Origin of the sequence: Nocardia sp. NPDC059180 (assembly GCF_042754945.1) — a bacterium.
GTDB lineage: Bacteria > Actinomycetota > Actinomycetes > Mycobacteriales > Mycobacteriaceae > Nocardia.
In genome coordinates this window covers 289,400-304,747 of record NZ_JBHZBU010000005.1, presented here as the reverse complement: position 1 = coordinate 304,747, position 15,348 = coordinate 289,400, and the positions used below count along the sequence as shown (strand labels likewise).

Below are 15,348 nucleotides of genomic sequence, written 5' to 3'. Positions count from 1 at the left end.
GGCAACACCGTTCGCACTTTGCACTTCATGACAGCTCGAGAAGCTCGGAGCCGGAAGGCGGACCCTGCCGCCGGTGGGCGCCTGATGGGTGGGCCCCTGACGCTGAGATCGTCTGGGTTGTCATGACATGATCGGCGTCGCGAGCAACGAGGTTCCCTTCACTGTGGTGTGGGATCCGACCCTGTGCAGCGAGACCGACAGGTTGGATGCGACGGATTCTGCATCGAATTCCCAGTCGTTGTAGCTGTCGAAGGCGGGATCGTTTGCGGCTAGGAGTCTTGGAGTCGCCGGTCGGCGCCGATCGTTGATCCACGCAAGCATCTCGTCGCGGCTCGCCGGACCCATGAAGTCGTTGCCGTACAGGTCGTAGAAGCACGATTGCAGGACCTTGCCCTGCTCCGCGACGGTCCAGTCCGACCAGTCGCCGCAGCCACTCTGGTACCCGTGACCATAGCAGTGTGCCGCACCGAAGCGGGCACTGAGCGCCTCGAGGTCAGCGTCCAGGGCTCCCTTGTGCACCAGCAGGGTCCAGCCGTCGAACGCCGGAGTGACGACAACCGCCATGTCGGGCGGCAGGTCACCTTGTGCATCGAAGAGCCCGGCGGCCTCTCGGAAGCCGACCGGCACTGCGCCGGTGAGCTGAAACGCGTCGAGCACCGCAGCCTGGTCGCTGGTCGGGACCGCGTACCAGGAGCACTCGTCGATGAAGGTGGATTCGAGCGGCTCACTGGCGTCGAGATCCTGCGCGCGACGGTGCAGGAGGGTCCAATCGAGCGTCGCGTCGCGGGCCACCGGTCCGCCCGAAAGCAGCTGGTTGGCGGCCCGGCTCGCCCAACCACTGGCGAACATGCTGACAAACACCGCCGTGCGCGGCCGCAGACCGTACCCATTGTGGACGGTGATGCCGAGTGACTCGGCGAGGCGCTCGGTGTCGGTGCGCGCGAGCGCGTCGATGACGAGCGAGAAATCGTCGGCGGAAACCGAGGAGATCACGTACCGGTACTCATGGAGGTATTCGCCGGCATTTTCGTTCAGAAGGTCCAGCACCGCCGTGAGCCGCTCGCGACATTGCTGGTGGCCGTCACCGGCGGCGTGGTACAGCGGGCGCAGAACGCGGTGCCTGACCTCCGGATCGGGGTGCAGGAGCTGCTCGCGAAAGGACAGCCTTGTGTCGGTCACGGCGCGTAGCGTATCTTCTCCGCCCGAGCTCCCCAGGGCTGACTGGTGAGGTCCAGCTCGACATCCCGTCCGGCAGGAGGCGCTCCCAAAAACTGCCGGTGAAGTCGTAGAATGCGATTTCGGTCCGCTCGACACCCGCTTGAAGTGCGACGTAATCGACCGTGGCGTCAGGGATTTCGGCACGTCCACGCGGAAACCGGCCTCATTCGGTATAGAACCGCACCATCAGCCCGAACCCGAGCTTCGGCGCACCCCGCTTGGTAGCGACCAGGCCCGGTTCCTTGCCCAGCAGCGTCCACCGGTCGATCAGCTCGTCCTGGTCCAGCGCCCTCATCACGCGCGAAAGCTACACCGCGCCAACAGGTCCGCAACCCCGATTCACGCAGGATTCATGTACCTGGTGACACGTTTCTTACCGACACCCCATGTAGCCGGGCCTGGTCATGGCCTCAGCCAGCGTGGTCTGTGCGAGGTCTCGCAGCCAGGCGTGGGCGAGGTCGCTGTCGTAGCGTTGATGCCAGGACAGATACACCGCCGCCGGCGGGAGATCGAGCGGCAGCGGGAGCAAGGCGAGGCCGAGGTCGATGCCGCGGCCCGGGCGCTCGATTCGGGCATGGTGACCAGCAGATCGCAGCCGCGCACGAACTCGAACGCCGCGCGTTCGGTAGGCACACTGGCCACCACCCGCCGGGTGAGATCCAACCGTGCGAGCTCCTCGTCGATGAGGTTGGCCATCTTGCCGCGCCGGGAAACAGCGAGGACCAGCAGGCTGGCGAAATCCCGCACGGACCGTCTCATCTATTCCTGGCGTGAGGCTGCCTCGAATCGGTCGGCGCTAGCCTTCTGACCATCGACCCACCCCGCGATGCAAGTTCGAACTGCGGAAATGACGTTGCTCTCACGCGACTGTCCGCGTGGCCGGGCCTGGCTATTCATTTGCGGCGTGGGCAAGCTGGCGGTGAGGATGGGGTACTGACGGAGTGAGATTTCGCCGCCGTCGAGACGATCGGCAGGAAGGTCGACAGGCCAGATCACAAGGGATTTCCCGGACATCAGTCGCGATGAGTTGTTCCGATACTTCACGCTCACTCCTGCCGATATTGCGTTCGTGACGCCAGGCCGCGGCCGAGGCAAGCTCAACAAAGGCGAGTCGATCCACGCCCGACCTCATCTACGCCCAAGAAAGAGCGTTCCGGGCCAGGCGTTACGCGGCGACGTCGAACGCGCCGTCTACGAGCACAGGAACAAGAGAGGACGCGTCGATGTCGGCTGCGACGTCGACGTCAGCGCTGAATCCTTTGCTGGTGAGCTCGCGGCCGCCGACGCAGTTGTGCATGCGCTCACTGAGGTGGTCGACACCGGCATCGAATAGGTCGACCGCTGCCCACGCCTCAGGGCTGAACCTGTCGCCGTAACCCAGCGCGACCAGCCTGGAAAGAATGGCACCAGCGCCGAGGTGGTCCTCGAGGGCAGGGCGCAAAGAGTCGTCGTCGCTCCAGCGCTCGCCCGCCGCGACGACAGCAACCGAGCGCCGGGACTCGAGGGCCGGCACGAGCCACTCGGCGACAGCACTGGCGTTACGAAGGCAGCCGGCAGCAATGGTCGAGCCGGTGGCTCGCAGTGCCTCGGCGATCGCCGATCCGTTCGGCGATGGCAGTACGAGCCGTGGGATCAGCTCGCAAGCGAGAAGACCGGCCGGTGAGAGCGAGGGCGCTGGAACTGAGCCCCGCTTGGTCGCTTCGAGCCGCCCTACCGCGAGCACCGCGTTGTTCATTGCCGCGAACTTCTCGGCATGCTCGCCCTTCCATCGGAAGGGGAAGACCCGCATACCCCGCTCAACCGCTACGGTCACCGAGGTCGAGAAACTGAGAACGTCTACAACGACCGAAACATCAGCTCGGACCGTCGTGGCCCCGAGGGGACCCCAATCGAGACGAACGTCGAAATCGCCTTGCCCGAACAGATCAGCCACAGCGGGCGATCGTAGCCGAGGGCCTCGGCCGACCTGGAATTCTGACTCTGGTCAGAAGATCCTGATCAGACCACGGTCCCCGTCGACGCAGATGGTTCCGCCCAAGCGTGACGAGCACCGCCCGCCTCTGGGTGGCTGCGCTGGCAGACAGTTGCGCGCCGGTTGCGACCTGGGTGGCGCCGAGGGTGACGACCACGCAGGTCGTGGTGTCGACGGTCAATTTCACCTCGGGGTCGTCCCGCAGCAACTCCTCGAAGTGTTCGTGCTGCACGACCTGTTCGCCGTGCCGTTCGACGAGATCGGCCAGATCTTTGACCGATTGCCGCAGCAGTGCAAGGTAATTGATGGCACCGCGGGGCGGCTCAGTCGTCCTCGTCTTCGTGGTCCTCGTAATCGTCGTAGTCCTCGTAGTCGTCGTCTTCACCCGCTGGGCGCAGGTCCCAGCCCAGCATGCTTGCCGCCATTTCGGCGTCGGGGTCGTCTGTTCGCGCGAAGAATCGGCGCACGCATGACTCGACGTGTGGATCACTGGCCAAAAAGGGGTAGAGCGCGGTCAGCATCGTTTTGTAGGAGTGCGGCCGGTTACGGGGGGCGAGGCAGGACGGATTGTCCAGCAGGCGCAGGAACGGTCCGACGAAATCCGGCGCGCAGCGCGCCACGACGACCTCCAGCTCCCACGCAGCCAATTCTGGACTACCGAGCAGATCGAGGAGCGGGCGCCGCACCGATTCGGTTCCCAGTTCGCCCAGGATGAAAACCAGGTTCTCCCGCGCGGACCGCCCGCTGGGCGTGGAGTCGTAGGCCGGGTCGCGCAACGCGACTGTGATCGGCTCGACCATGGTGAGGACCGGCAGGTCGTGCTTACTCCGCGTGCGCGGTGTCACCAGCTCACGCAAGATCGTCGTGGCCAGTCCTCGTCGATCCATGGACAGGTCGGAATCGGTGATCTCGGCCAGCAGCCGAGTCAGGACACGTTCGGTGCGCGCATCGACTACTGCCCAGCCCGCCGACAACCCGGGACCCTTCGGACCACCGAACCATTGTGCCTGTCCGAGAACGTAATCGGTTACCTCGTCCGCAATCAGATCGCGTTGTGTGCGCTGGATCGCGAGGCAACTCATCAGATACCAGCTGAGCGCGGGCGGCGTCGTGCGCAGCATGTCTCGCAACGCGCCGGTCATCTCGGGATGGTCGATGGTCTCGACTACTTCGAGCACCTCGGCGCACACATGAGAGCGCTTGTCGACCAGCCCGGCGACGAGGCCGCGGCGAGCCACCGCCGTGTCCGCGTGTCGCAGGAACCCCAGTGCGGCTCGGTGAATCCGCACGTCCCGGTCACCGAGCACAGCGGCGAAAATGGCGTCGAATGCGGGATCGCGTACCTGGCTCAGTGCTTCTGCGATCACCGGACGACCCGGCGCGGTCGGATCGAGAAGCACGTCCGCCAATTCCGGTCGCACCTCGGACGCACAGTCCGCGGCCTTCGCATGGAGATCGAGCACGCGTTCTGCCGATTTCCGAACCGCCGCGCTGCCGTCGTTCGCCGCGATACCGCTCAGCAGTGTCGACGTAGTCGGCTCGATCCAGGAACCGGCGGCGTGCACGATCACCATGCGGTCGGGCTCGGGCACCGACTCGTCGAAGGATGCGAGCAAAGTATTGATCGTCGCGGTATCCTGTAGCGCTGCAAGGGCACTGATGACTGCGAACCGCACCGTGGCTACCGGGTCGGACCGCACGGCGCGTAGCGGGCCGATCGCGGCGGCGTTCCCGATCTCGCCCAACGTCCGCGCCGCGATCTCTCGCACCTCATCGGTATCATCGTCGAGAACGCGGATCAGCGCTTGTGCGGTCCGGCCGTCCTGCCGCTCGGCGAGCGCTCGCACGAAGGCGACCCGGAGCGCCTGTTTGCGCTCGACGGGCAGTTGTGTGGCGAACCGTTCGGTGGACGCATAGCTGTTGTAACGATCGGCTAGAACTCGAAATACACTGTGCCGCACCGAGAAATCGGGATCCGTCAGGTTCTTGTACAGATCGTTGTCGATCCCGATCTCTCCGTAGACCTTGGTTGTGTGCATGCGGTGCTCCTCCCGCGCGAAACCGTAACACGCGGCATCGACCACATCGCCGTCCGGATCAACTGCACGATCCGGGAGCAGGCCGGCAAGACATGGTGAGCCGGGCGGGGCGTCATCCCCCTGAGGCCGCGCTTCCTGACGTCAAGGGACCACGCCCCCACAGACCGAAACTCCGAGGTCTGCGGCATTCGCGAATGGCGCTGGCCCTGCAGTCCTCGCCGCCGACGAGTTCGAGGGTTCACCGCCCGTAGTCGACGAAACCGAGGCGCCGATTCATGCCTATCGCCGCGGCGTTGCCGGGATGATGGAAAGCGACCAGCCATCGGTAGCCCGCTGCCTGGACGAATTGGATCGCATGCAGCTTCAGCGCCAGCGAAAGCCCTCGTCCCCGATGAGATCTGAGGACGCCGGTCATTTCACTGAATGCCACTCCCTTGGCTGGATGCAGAGAGGTTGCAGTCATGCCGGCCCATCTGCTGTCGTGAACTGCGAGGATGACGCCGTTCGGGTTATAACCGGGAACGTCGATGCGCTGGGCGACATAGTCGGTGTAGGTATAGAACTCGCCGCGACCGGGGATATCCGACGAGCAGGTTTTGTTCAGTTCATATAGCGCTCGGTGGTGTTCTGCGGTATCTCCGAGTTCGGCCATGGTGGTGAAGTCGAAGCCCGCATCGGCGGCCTGTCTGTGCAGCGAAGCGAATGTCGACTCGTCGAACTCGTCGATGTCCAATCGCAGCCGCACCCACTCCACCATATGCACGAATCTAGAGCGCTCAGCGCATCGGGTCGAGCGCGTCGCGGTCCATCGGATGCTCGGTGCGGCGCGAATGGCCGGTGTCCTCATGATGTCGGATACACCCGGTCGTAGAGCCGTTTCGCGTGCTGCACATCTACTTTCTCGTGGCCTTCGAGCTCGAGGAAGTAGTCGCACTGCCACTTCTGAGATCGCATCGCTTGTCTGTTTCCTGTCGGGGACCACGGCGGATACACACGAAACCCCCGCTTGCCACCCCGGCCTTCCACGGAAACGATGCCGTGCTCGACCAACGCGGTCTTCGGGAACACGAACTGCCCGAAGCACTTCCCTTCTCTGGCAGTGACCACCAGCAGATCGATCCCGTCCTCGGCGGCCAACGGCTCCGTGGACCCATCCTCCGCACGTCTCCACACGGTGACGAACAACCCCACCTTGGCCGGTGTCAGCTTGCCCACCCGGAATCTGACCGACCCGCGACCCACGCTGGAGACAAACGCTCCGTACTCGGCATTCTCCTGCTCAGGAACCGGAGCCGAAATCGTCAAACCCAGAAAGTCGAAAATTAGCGTTGCCGCGGCTACATCAGGATGCACGCTGGCTGGCGACAATCGAACCAACTCCTCATCGCGTGTTCGGACCCATCCCGCCCGATCTGGGCGACGCCGATGAGATTTCATTCTGCCCTCTTACGTGCTCCTACCCATCAGCACCCGCGGTAAAGTCAGGCCATCAGCGGTTTTCACAGTTCGAACCTGAGTCGTGGGGTAGGTCGATGGTCAGAGGGCGCGCGTGGACCGGGTTCGAGGCGGCCGCACTCCAAGAAGCGATGAGACGATCGGTGCGGGACTTCGCCGGGTTGCTGGGAGTGGAGACCACCACCGTCAACAACTGGCGGGTCGGGCTCAGTAGTGTCAAGCCACGCGCTGGTACGCAATCGATCCTCGATACGACGTTAGTCCAACGGACGTCCTCGGAAGACCGTGAACGCTTCGAACAGATTGTCGCGGAAGGCGAAGCAGCATGGCGGAAGCGGAACCGGCCGCAGCGGAATCCACTCGTAGGCGGATCAACGGACTCAGATGCAGACGACCGCGAGGAATTGCTCACGGTGCTCAACCGCGTGCAGAAGCTCAGCCGATCCGTCGACCCGCACGTTGTCAACCAGATGGGGAGCGGCACACGGGGTGCCATCGAAGGATATGAGACATCCGAACCAGCCGAGCTCCTGCCGTGGCTTCGCAAGCAGCGGGCGTGGCTGGAGTCGCTGATCGATGAGTGCGGCGACCCACGCCAGCGCATCCGATTGTTCGAGATCGCCGGCCAGACATCCGGATTGCTCGGCTACATCGCGGTCGGCTGCGGTAGCTTCACCGTCGCGCGTGCCTATTGCCTGGAGTCCTACCAGCTGGGCTGCTACGCCGGAGACACGAATTTGATGGCATGGGCGCGCGGCATTCAGAGCTTCTGCGAGTACTACGCCGGGCGGTACGAGGATGCCCTTCGGTTCGCGGAGGCCGGTCTGGTCGACGCGGCGGGCGGGTCGCAAAGCGTTCGCCTCGCCATCAACGGTGTCGCGCGAGCGAAGGGAAAGCTGGGCGATGCCGAGGGCAGCGTGAGTGAGCTACGACTGCGCCAAGGACAGGACGGCCCACTCGGCCACTACTGGTTCCTCACCTTCGTGCACGCCACCGACCTCCACTTCGCAGCTACAGCCCGCCAACGCACGCTGGACGCACAGCACTTCGCTGTGACGCCGATCGATGGTCTGCACCTCACTCTGGACCGGATCGCCGCCCACGGGGGAAGCACAGCCCAGCAACGTGCGCGGATCGTCACCACCGCCGAAGATGTTTGCGCGCGACTGAAGCCGTTTGTCCTGGCAGTCGATCGCCTAGCAAATATCCGCGCGGCGATCGGATTCCTTGTCGCGCCTGACGAGCGGGTGCACGAGCTTCGCGATGCTCTCCGCGGGGTGACGATGTCCGTGCTTCCTGATGCGCCGGTCAAGAATTCTACGGCCGCCCCACACGTCACGATCGCCTACCCGATCTACGAAGGCCTCACCACCGAAGCCATTGCTGCGGTGGAAGCGAACGAAACCCCTCTGGATCATGTGAGCGTGACCGTCTCGGAGGTCAGGATGGTGATGCTCGAGCGACGCGGCCACGGCTACCAATGGGAGACGGTCGCTCGAATCCCCCTCACCGGTGTTTAGCCTGTAGGCCGAACCGAAGCACGAACGGTACGCGAACACCACCCCAACGGCACACCGTCCCGGCAGACCGCACTCCGCGACAGAGTTGACGAGTCCGATTCGAAGACTCGTCAGGGGTGACCACGAATGTTCGCGCTCGGCTGGATCGACCCGTCTTCTCCGACCCAGGATTGGGATGCAGCGCAGATTCGGCGACTGGCGCGGCGGCTGGGGTATCCGTTGCGCTGGGCTGATTCGCCGTTGCTGGGATTGGCAGAACAGGCCGAATCCTGTGGTGCCGACGTCGTGATCGGGCCATCCACCGGACACGTCGACGCAATAACGCTGGATCGGGTCATGGCGGTCGCAGACGTCGAATGCGCCGCGCCGCGTGCGTCGTTCGCACGCTGGACGATCATCGGAGGGGTGCGCCGGTGAGCGCCGCTCAGCTCGGATTTTTGTTCGTGCTCGGTCTTCCACTGGTGGTCCTGGTGTTATCGATCTGGTGGCCGAGCGACTACGACGACCCGTAGCGCTGCAGATCGCCGTCTGCGGTCCTCGCGCCTGCACCCCAGACGACGCTCAGCGCGCGAAAAGAATCGGCCATCTTCTTGCCGAGGCGGGGGTCACAGTCTTGTGTGGCGGAGGCTCCGGCGTCATGGCGGCGGTTGCCGAAGGCGCGTCGGCCGCTGGCGGAATCGTGATCGGTATCCGACCCGACACCGACCGCACCGCGGTGTGCGACGGCCTCACGGCCGTGCTGTACACCAACATCGGCGAAGCCCGAAACGCTGTGCTCGTCTGGTCCGCCGACGCAGTCATTGTGGTCGGCGGATCGTGGGGAACGCTGTCCGAGCTCGCGCTCGCCAACCGTCGCGGCGGCGTTCCTGTGGTCTCCATCGGTGGATGGCGGATCACAGACGACGACGGCAACGAAATCGGCGCGGCCGGGCGCACCGAAACACCTGAAGAAGCAGTCGCCAGTGCGCTCGCGCGAGCCGACCGCAGCTAGAGCCGGAACAAGGGCGCGGTATTGCTCACGTGACGACAGCGCGACTGCCGAGCAGCGTCACGGAGCCCCGTCGAAACCTTTCACAGCGGCGAGGGCCCTGTCGACCTCATTGATGAATGGTGAGGAACCGTTCGGCGAATCGGGATAGTTCGTCGCGCTGCTCGTTCGGGTCGGAGGAGCCGGCGCTCATCACCACCCGGTCCACGCCCTGCACGGTGAAGGCGGCGAGCCGCTCGTCGGTCATGTCGAATCCACTCCAGCGGGTGTACTCGAGGCGTTCGGGGTCGCGTCCGGCCTCGGTGGCGGTCACCCGCGCCAGCTCCCACTGGGACATGCGCTCGTCCGGGAGCAAGGCACCCCCGGCGAAGTATCCATCGCCCCGCAATCCGGTGCGCCGTGCCGCCGCCCGGCTCGAGCCGCCGATATGAATCGGAAGCGTGGTGTCGCGATAGGGCTGCGGGAACTGGACGAGGTTGTCGAAGGCGAAGAACTCGCCGTGGAAGGACACGCCCTCTTCGTTACCGGACCACAGCAGCCTCAAGATGTCGATGGCCTCATCAGCCCTGCGGCCCCGGGTCCGGTAGTCGACTCCAGTGGCCGTGGCCTCGGCTGGGAGAGATCCCAGGCCCACGGTCAGCAATCGCATCCGTCCCTTGGACAAGACGTCGATGGTGGCCAGCTGTTTGGCCAGGACGACGGGGTGTCGGTAGGGCAGCAGCAGGACGCCGGTGCCCAGAAGGAGCCGATCGGTGGCCGCCGCGACGTAGGCGAGCGTGTCGAGCGGGTCGAGGAACGACAGCGTGGGCGGAACCTCGAAACCGTGTAGCTGCGCTCCCGGATGCAAGACCAGGTGCTCGGGCAGATACAGCCCTTCGAACCCGCACGCTTCGGCGTGCCGCGCGTAGTCCGCGATCTGATCGGGATCGGTCCCGAGGTGGGCGGTGCTGTAGCTGACGGCGAATTTCATTCTCTGCCTTCCGATCGGGCCTGGCTGCTGGTTCACGGGGTATCCGGCGAGCACAACCGACTCCGCGGTCAACCGAGTCCCGCTGCGAGGAAATTCCCCGCAGAGTCACGCCTGCCGCCATGATCATCGGGCGATCACAGCTGTCCGATCCTTAGCGCCGAATCCCGGCCAGCTGCACCACTACCCCTGGTAATGGCGGTCGCAGACCCTCGAACGCCCGGCGCCACGTGCGTCGTTCGCGCGCTGAACAATCCTCGGCGGCGTGCAGCGGGGAGCGCAACTGAGCTCGGATTGGGGTCGTGATCGGTCTTCCGCTGATGGTCTTTGTGCGATCGATCTGGTGGCCGAGCGACTATGACGGTCCGTAACCCTGTCGACGACGGCGCGTAGTCCGGATCCGTAGCGAGCGGTGAGGATACGCATCGCGGTAGCCATCGTCGTGTGCGCGACCGGGGGCGTGAGCCCGGTGTTGCGTGGCCGGCTAGTGCATCAGCTCGGTGTGGGCGTGCTCCGGCGCCGTCGGGCAGACGTAGAGCTGCTGGTCGTAGCCGCTGCCTATTTGGACCGCAGTGTGGTTGAAGCCGATGAGTGGTTCATGTGCCGGTTCCTCGTGTGGAAGCCAGCCGCTGTCGCCGCCGGCCTCGAACGTGGCGATGGTCAGTAGGGCATCCATATCGCTGTCGCAGGTAGGGCAGAGCCGGGGGGTGGGGTCGGTGGCTCCCCAGCGAGGCCAGCCGCCGATTTTCCAGCCGGGTGCGGCGGCCAACTCATTGGCGTAGAACTCCGGGGGGTACGACGCGTAGGCGCTGTCCACACCCGTGTCGGCTGCCTGCCACACACTCCAGTTTCCGATCTGCTCCTGGAGTTCCATGCTCAGCTCCCTGTGGTCGGGGTATTCGGTGACCTGTTCCGGGTTGAGCAGGCACGGCTCGGGCAGGTAGTTGTCGAACTGCATCGCGGCCGGTTCGGGGGGCGTGGCGAGGATGTCGGTGACTGTGGCGGCCGACCGCCAGAACAGCCTGGTCTTGGGCATGATCGGGTGGTCGAAGGGGCACCACAGGACCTGGAGCAGGTCTGCGCCTTCAGGCGTGTGCAGATCGGGCACGTCGCGTGCGTAGAGCTGTGCGACCGGCAGCATCGCTATGGAACCCTCATATGGGGCGATCGCCAGCGTGAGCGGGTACTCCCGCAGGGGGCGAATTCGCTCGAGGGCCTCTCGTTCCTGCGGGGTCAGGGTCCTGCCGCGCGAGGCGGCACGGATCCGTCGTTCCAGCCTCACCTCCGCTGGGGGCAGGGTCGGGTTCATTCCGTCCACTACATGAGGTCCGTCGCAGTGTGGCCACTGCTCGTCGGCGGGCCAGAGCAACGGTCCGCCGATGGAACTGTCCTGCGGTGACGGCAACCCGGGGCGCGGGTGCAACCGGGTCGCCGTGCGGGCCAGCGGAGCCAGTTGAGGGAAGACGGTGGTGACGTCGAACGGCCGCGGCGGAGTGGACGGGGTGCTGGTCATAGCCGCGATCTTGCCAAATGACTCTGACAACGCGGGTTGCCGTGGTAACAGCCGAATTTCGGGTGCCCTTCTGACACACCCGGCGACCAGACACGCCGATCGGGGTGACGCCAAAATTCACGGATAAGTGGTCTCAGAATTCGTACTTACAGCCAAGTGATCTCCCCCCAGACAGATCAACGCGTCCATCGCCTCGCGTTCGAGGCGCGACAGATCGCCGAGGATGGCGGCCGCGTCGGTAAGAGGCATCCCGCGCAGACACGTAGTAGAGCAGGGATGAGGACTTTCCACCCGCATGGTGATGTGGTCGCGCACCGATCTCACCGATGATGGCAATTGTCCGAATCACGGGCCGGGTTCCGGATCTACCGCATACCCGAAACCATCACACAGTGAGGAGAACGACGATGTACAGCTACAGGAGTACACGATGCTAGGCCTCGAGGAGCTGATCCCGACATGTGCCGACGGGACAGTGTCGATTCAGTGCCTCATACAACCCGGTGCATCAGAGGTTGCGGACTCCGCAGCGTCTGTCGACCCGATTGTCGCCTATCCGACCGGCGGGCTCCCCGAAAAGGGATTGTTCAACATCAATCTCTGATGCCCGCTCGCGGGAGCGAGCCCATCTCAGGGAAGAGGAAGCCGATGATCACAGGCGATCGTGTTGCGCTGCGCGCGGCCGAGCCCGGCGATGCCGAAACGCTCTACCGGTGGTTCCAGCAAGACTGGTTCCGCACAGCCGTCGGGCAACGGTATCCACAGTCGAGGTCGGCATGGGAGCAGTGGATCGCCGCGCACCAGAACATTTCCTACGGGAATGTGTCTTTCATGGTGTGCCTGACCGACGGCGGAACTCCGATCGGGATGGGCTCGCTGAACCGCCAGAGCCCGGAGGACCGCTCCGCCGAGTTCGGCGTAGCGATCGGCGAAGCGCGCTACCTGCGTGGCGCTCTCGGCATCGAGGCCGCCGAACTGCTGGGGAGATTCGGATTCGAGGTGATGGGGCTGCACCGGATGTATGCCTGGATTCTCGACCGAAACCGCGCGGCGATCGCAGCGTGCACGGCTGTCGGTGCGGTGCGAGAGGGCGTCGCCCGCCAGGCTCGGTTAGTCGACGGCCACCACAGCGATCTCATGCTCTACGGCGTGCTGGCGGAGGAATTCGCCGTCGCAGCCGACCGCGCATGCCGGCGACGTCCATTGCTGAAGCGCAACACCGAGGTCAGCTAGAAGCCGCATCCGCCGCGTGTTATCACGGTCTCTCGATCTCCGTCGGGCGATCTCCCTCCAGGCAGCTCAACGCCTGCATCGCCGCATGCTCGATCCGTGACAGATCGTCGAGAATGGCGCCCGCCTCGGTAAGGCGCTGCGCGTCACCTGATTCACCGGCTGCCGAGATCAGGCGGCTACCTCTGTCCATAGCGCGGCGGCCTCGGAGTAGAGCCTGTGCCCGGTGCGCAGATGGTCGCTGTCGAGGAGTTCGGTGCATTCGGCGAGGAAGTCGCGGTAGAGGTTTCGAAACAGGGCGCCGCGACTTGTCAGGGGTGACTACGAATGTTCGCGCTCGGCTGGATCGACCCGTCGTCTCCAACCGGCGATTGGGATGCGGCACAGATCCGGCGACTAGCCCGGCGGCTGGGGTATCCATTGCACTGGGCTGATCCGCCGTTGCTGGGCTTGGCTGAACAGGTCGAATCCTCGGGGCCGATGTAGTGATCGTGCCGTCCCCGGGCACATCGACGCGATAACGCTGGATCGGGTCATGACGGTCGCAGACGTCGAATGCGCTACGCCGCGTGCTTCGTTCGCGCGCCGGACGATCATCGGAGGGGCGCGCCGGTGAGCGCCGCTCAGCTCGGATCGGTTTTCGTGCTCGGTCTTCCACTGGTGTCGTGGTGCTATCGATCTGGTGGCCGAGCAACTACGACGATCCCTGACCCGAGCGGATAAGGCGGCGGAGTCGGGTCCGGCGGTCATGATCGTCAACTCCCGGCGGAGTCGCGGGCAAGCAGCTGGCTGAACAACTGGCGTAGTTCTTGTTCGGGCCGCTCGTGTGCGCTGCGTGCGCGCCAGGCTACGAAACCGTCCGGGCGAATGAGGGTGGCGCCGGTGACGGTGATGCCGAAGACGAGCAGGAATCGGTCGTGCGGGTCGGTAACGTCAGCGCCGATGCGGTGGGTACCGAGGTCGACGTCGAATGCGGCGGCCACTGCTTCGGCTGCGGTGACCCACCCGGATCCCTGCGCACCGGCGAGCAAGGTGAAGGCGCCGGTGCACAGGTCGAGGGTGGATACTGCTGTCCCGGCCCGCTCCAGCCAGACGTGGGGTGCCCGCAGCCCGGGGCGGCCGCTGGGAACGCGCGGGTCCTCCACCGGGTCAGCGGGTGTCCCCGGTTCGGTGCATACGGCCGCAGACCGGTAGCGGTAGCCGAAGGTCATGGTCAATTCATCGATCCCGGTCGCTTCGTCGCCGCAGGCGTGGTGGCGAGCGGTGAGGATATGCATCGCGGTAGCCATCGTCGTGTGCGCGACCGGGCGGCGCTCGGCGTCGTAGGTGTCCAGCAGTCGCGGTCCCGCCTGCCCGTGGTGCACGGCGGCGAGTTTCCAGGCCAGGTTGTGTGCGTCGGCGATGCCGGTACTCGCGCCGAAGGATCCGGTCGGTGGGACGACGTGGGCGGAGTCGCCGGCGAAGAACACTCGGTCGGCGCGGTATCGGTGGGCTACCGAGGCCCCGATACGGACATCCATCGGCTTCCGGCTCCATCCGGGCGCCGGCGGCACGAGCGTCATGCCGAGGTCCGCGATGCCGACCGCGCTGCGGACCGATTCGATACAGCGCTGCTCGGTGAAACCTTCCAGGCCCGCACCCTGGTCGGGCTCGAACGGCACTCCCAGCATCCATCGCCCGTGCTGCCCCACTGGGATCAATACAGTGCCGGTCGTGGGACGGTCGAGGTAGGCGAGCAGGAATCGGCGTCCCCGCAGCGCGGCGTCGAGATCGGCGTCGAAGACGAAATGGGCGGCGTGCCCCAGGACTCCGGGTCCGTCCGCTCCGATGCCGAGTCGATGACGGATTCCGGCGCGGTGGCCGTCCGCGGCGATGAGATAGTCGGTGCGGATGCGGTATTCGATCCCGCTGCCGAGGTCGCGCACGGTGACTGTCACGCCGTCGGCCTCGGCTTCGAAGGAAATCAATTCAGTGCCGAACCGGACGTCCGCTGCGGCGCGCTCGGCGTGCGCGCGCACCACGCGTTCCAGTTCGTCTTGGTCGATCATCGCCCAGTCGGTGGGGCTGACGTCGCCGGGCCGAACCTGGGCGAGCATGTCGACGCGGAAGCGTTCGTCGCCGGCGAGGGTGTCCGCGCCGATCATCTCCGGCATGTCGGCCAGGATCGACTGGCGCTCACGGATCTGCTCCTCCAGCCCGAGGGCGCGGTAGATCTCCATCGATCGTGGATTGAATGCTCGCGCCTGCGGCATGATCGCGGTCGACGGATGACGTTCGACCAAGATCGAGCCGACACCGTGGCGTGCAAGGAACAACGCCGCCGACAGGCCGGTGATGCCCCCTCCCACGATGAGTACCGGGGTCGTGTGTTCGTGCGGTTCGGTCATCATGTGCGGTCCCATGGCTGCGTAACCTGATCCACCCACTATCAGGTACACAGGACCCA

16 protein-coding genes are annotated in these 15,348 nt (G+C 65.1%); 4 read left to right on the top strand and 12 right to left on the bottom strand.

From position 1 onward, the window contains the following. Positions 1-120 precede the first annotated feature (120 nt). From ACFXNW_RS18595 to ACFXNW_RS18565, 7 genes are all read right to left on the bottom strand, one after another. Positions 121-1,368 (bottom strand): hypothetical protein, encoded by a 1,248-nt coding sequence (locus ACFXNW_RS18595; protein ID WP_379418940.1) that lies wholly within the window; start codon positions 1,366-1,368, stop codon positions 121-123. 13 nt (positions 1,369-1,381) lie between these two features. After that, positions 1,382-1,516, bottom strand: coding sequence for a hypothetical protein (locus tag ACFXNW_RS18590; RefSeq protein WP_379418939.1), 135 nt, complete (start codon positions 1,514-1,516; stop codon positions 1,382-1,384). A 104-nt stretch (positions 1,517-1,620) separates the two neighbouring features. Next, positions 1,621-1,977: a hypothetical protein gene (locus tag ACFXNW_RS18585; RefSeq protein ID WP_379418938.1), complete on the bottom strand. Its 357-nt coding sequence runs from the start codon at positions 1,975-1,977 to the stop codon at positions 1,621-1,623. 406 nt (positions 1,978-2,383) lie between these two features. Next, the gene (locus ACFXNW_RS18580) at positions 2,384-3,151 is read right to left on the bottom strand and encodes a 2-phosphosulfolactate phosphatase (protein WP_379418937.1); all 768 of its coding nucleotides are present in this window, start codon (positions 3,149-3,151) and stop codon (positions 2,384-2,386) included. 362 nt (positions 3,152-3,513) lie between these two features. After that, a complete protein-coding gene (locus ACFXNW_RS18575; protein ID WP_379418936.1) occupies positions 3,514-5,229 on the bottom strand; it encodes a HEAT repeat domain-containing protein in 1,716 nt (571 codons plus the stop codon). 238 nt (positions 5,230-5,467) lie between these two features. Beyond that, positions 5,468-5,962, bottom strand: coding sequence for a GNAT family N-acetyltransferase (locus ACFXNW_RS18570; RefSeq protein WP_379418935.1), 495 nt, complete (start codon positions 5,960-5,962; stop codon positions 5,468-5,470). A gap of 110 nt (positions 5,963-6,072) precedes the next feature. Further along, positions 6,073-6,597, bottom strand: coding sequence for a MepB family protein (locus tag ACFXNW_RS18565; RefSeq protein WP_379418934.1), 525 nt, complete (start codon positions 6,595-6,597; stop codon positions 6,073-6,075). Positions 6,598-6,827: 230 nt separating this feature from the next. On the opposite strand from ACFXNW_RS18565, the gene ACFXNW_RS18560 reads away from it, so the two are divergent. The 3 genes from ACFXNW_RS18560 to ACFXNW_RS18550 all read left to right on the top strand — a co-directional run bounded on the left by ACFXNW_RS18560 (position 6,828) and on the right by ACFXNW_RS18550 (position 9,195). Beyond that, positions 6,828-8,204: a 2'-5' RNA ligase family protein gene (locus ACFXNW_RS18560; protein WP_379418933.1), complete on the top strand. Its 1,377-nt coding sequence runs from the start codon at positions 6,828-6,830 to the stop codon at positions 8,202-8,204. A 126-nt stretch (positions 8,205-8,330) separates the two neighbouring features. Continuing rightward, positions 8,331-8,621 (top strand): hypothetical protein, encoded by a 291-nt coding sequence (locus ACFXNW_RS18555; protein WP_379418932.1) that lies wholly within the window; start codon positions 8,331-8,333, stop codon positions 8,619-8,621. A gap of 67 nt (positions 8,622-8,688) precedes the next feature. Next, positions 8,689-9,195 (top strand): LOG family protein, encoded by a 507-nt coding sequence (locus ACFXNW_RS18550; protein WP_379418931.1) that lies wholly within the window; start codon positions 8,689-8,691, stop codon positions 9,193-9,195. Positions 9,196-9,301: 106 nt separating this feature from the next. Here ACFXNW_RS18550 and ACFXNW_RS18545 read toward each other — a convergent pair whose 3' ends face one another. Next, positions 9,302-10,162: a TIGR03619 family F420-dependent LLM class oxidoreductase gene (locus ACFXNW_RS18545; RefSeq protein WP_379418930.1), complete on the bottom strand. Its 861-nt coding sequence runs from the start codon at positions 10,160-10,162 to the stop codon at positions 9,302-9,304. 481 nt (positions 10,163-10,643) lie between these two features. Beyond that, on the bottom strand, positions 10,644-11,672 hold the full coding sequence (locus tag ACFXNW_RS18540) for a hypothetical protein (RefSeq protein WP_379418929.1): 1,029 nt from the start codon (positions 11,670-11,672) through the stop codon (positions 10,644-10,646). A 648-nt stretch (positions 11,673-12,320) separates the two neighbouring features. Between ACFXNW_RS18540 and ACFXNW_RS18535 the strand changes: the two genes are divergently transcribed. Beyond that, positions 12,321-12,905, top strand: a complete 585-nt coding sequence (locus ACFXNW_RS18535) for a GNAT family N-acetyltransferase (RefSeq protein WP_379418928.1) — start codon at positions 12,321-12,323, stop codon at positions 12,903-12,905. Between the two features lie 22 nt (positions 12,906-12,927). On the opposite strand, the gene ACFXNW_RS18530 is transcribed toward ACFXNW_RS18535, so the two are convergent. The 3 genes from ACFXNW_RS18530 to ACFXNW_RS18520 form a co-directional block, all read right to left on the bottom strand. Next, on the bottom strand, positions 12,928-13,095 hold the full coding sequence (locus tag ACFXNW_RS18530) for a hypothetical protein (RefSeq protein WP_379418927.1): 168 nt from the start codon (positions 13,093-13,095) through the stop codon (positions 12,928-12,930). Beyond that, entirely contained in the window at positions 13,074-13,199 is a 126-nt protein-coding gene (locus tag ACFXNW_RS18525) for a DUF4872 domain-containing protein (RefSeq protein WP_379419089.1), read from the bottom strand. The genes ACFXNW_RS18530 and ACFXNW_RS18525 overlap by 22 nt, the downstream gene beginning before the upstream one ends. Positions 13,200-13,657: 458 nt before the next feature. After that, positions 13,658-15,304, bottom strand: a complete 1,647-nt coding sequence (locus ACFXNW_RS18520; protein WP_379418926.1) for an FAD-dependent monooxygenase — start codon at positions 15,302-15,304, stop codon at positions 13,658-13,660. Positions 15,305-15,348 lie beyond the last annotated feature (44 nt).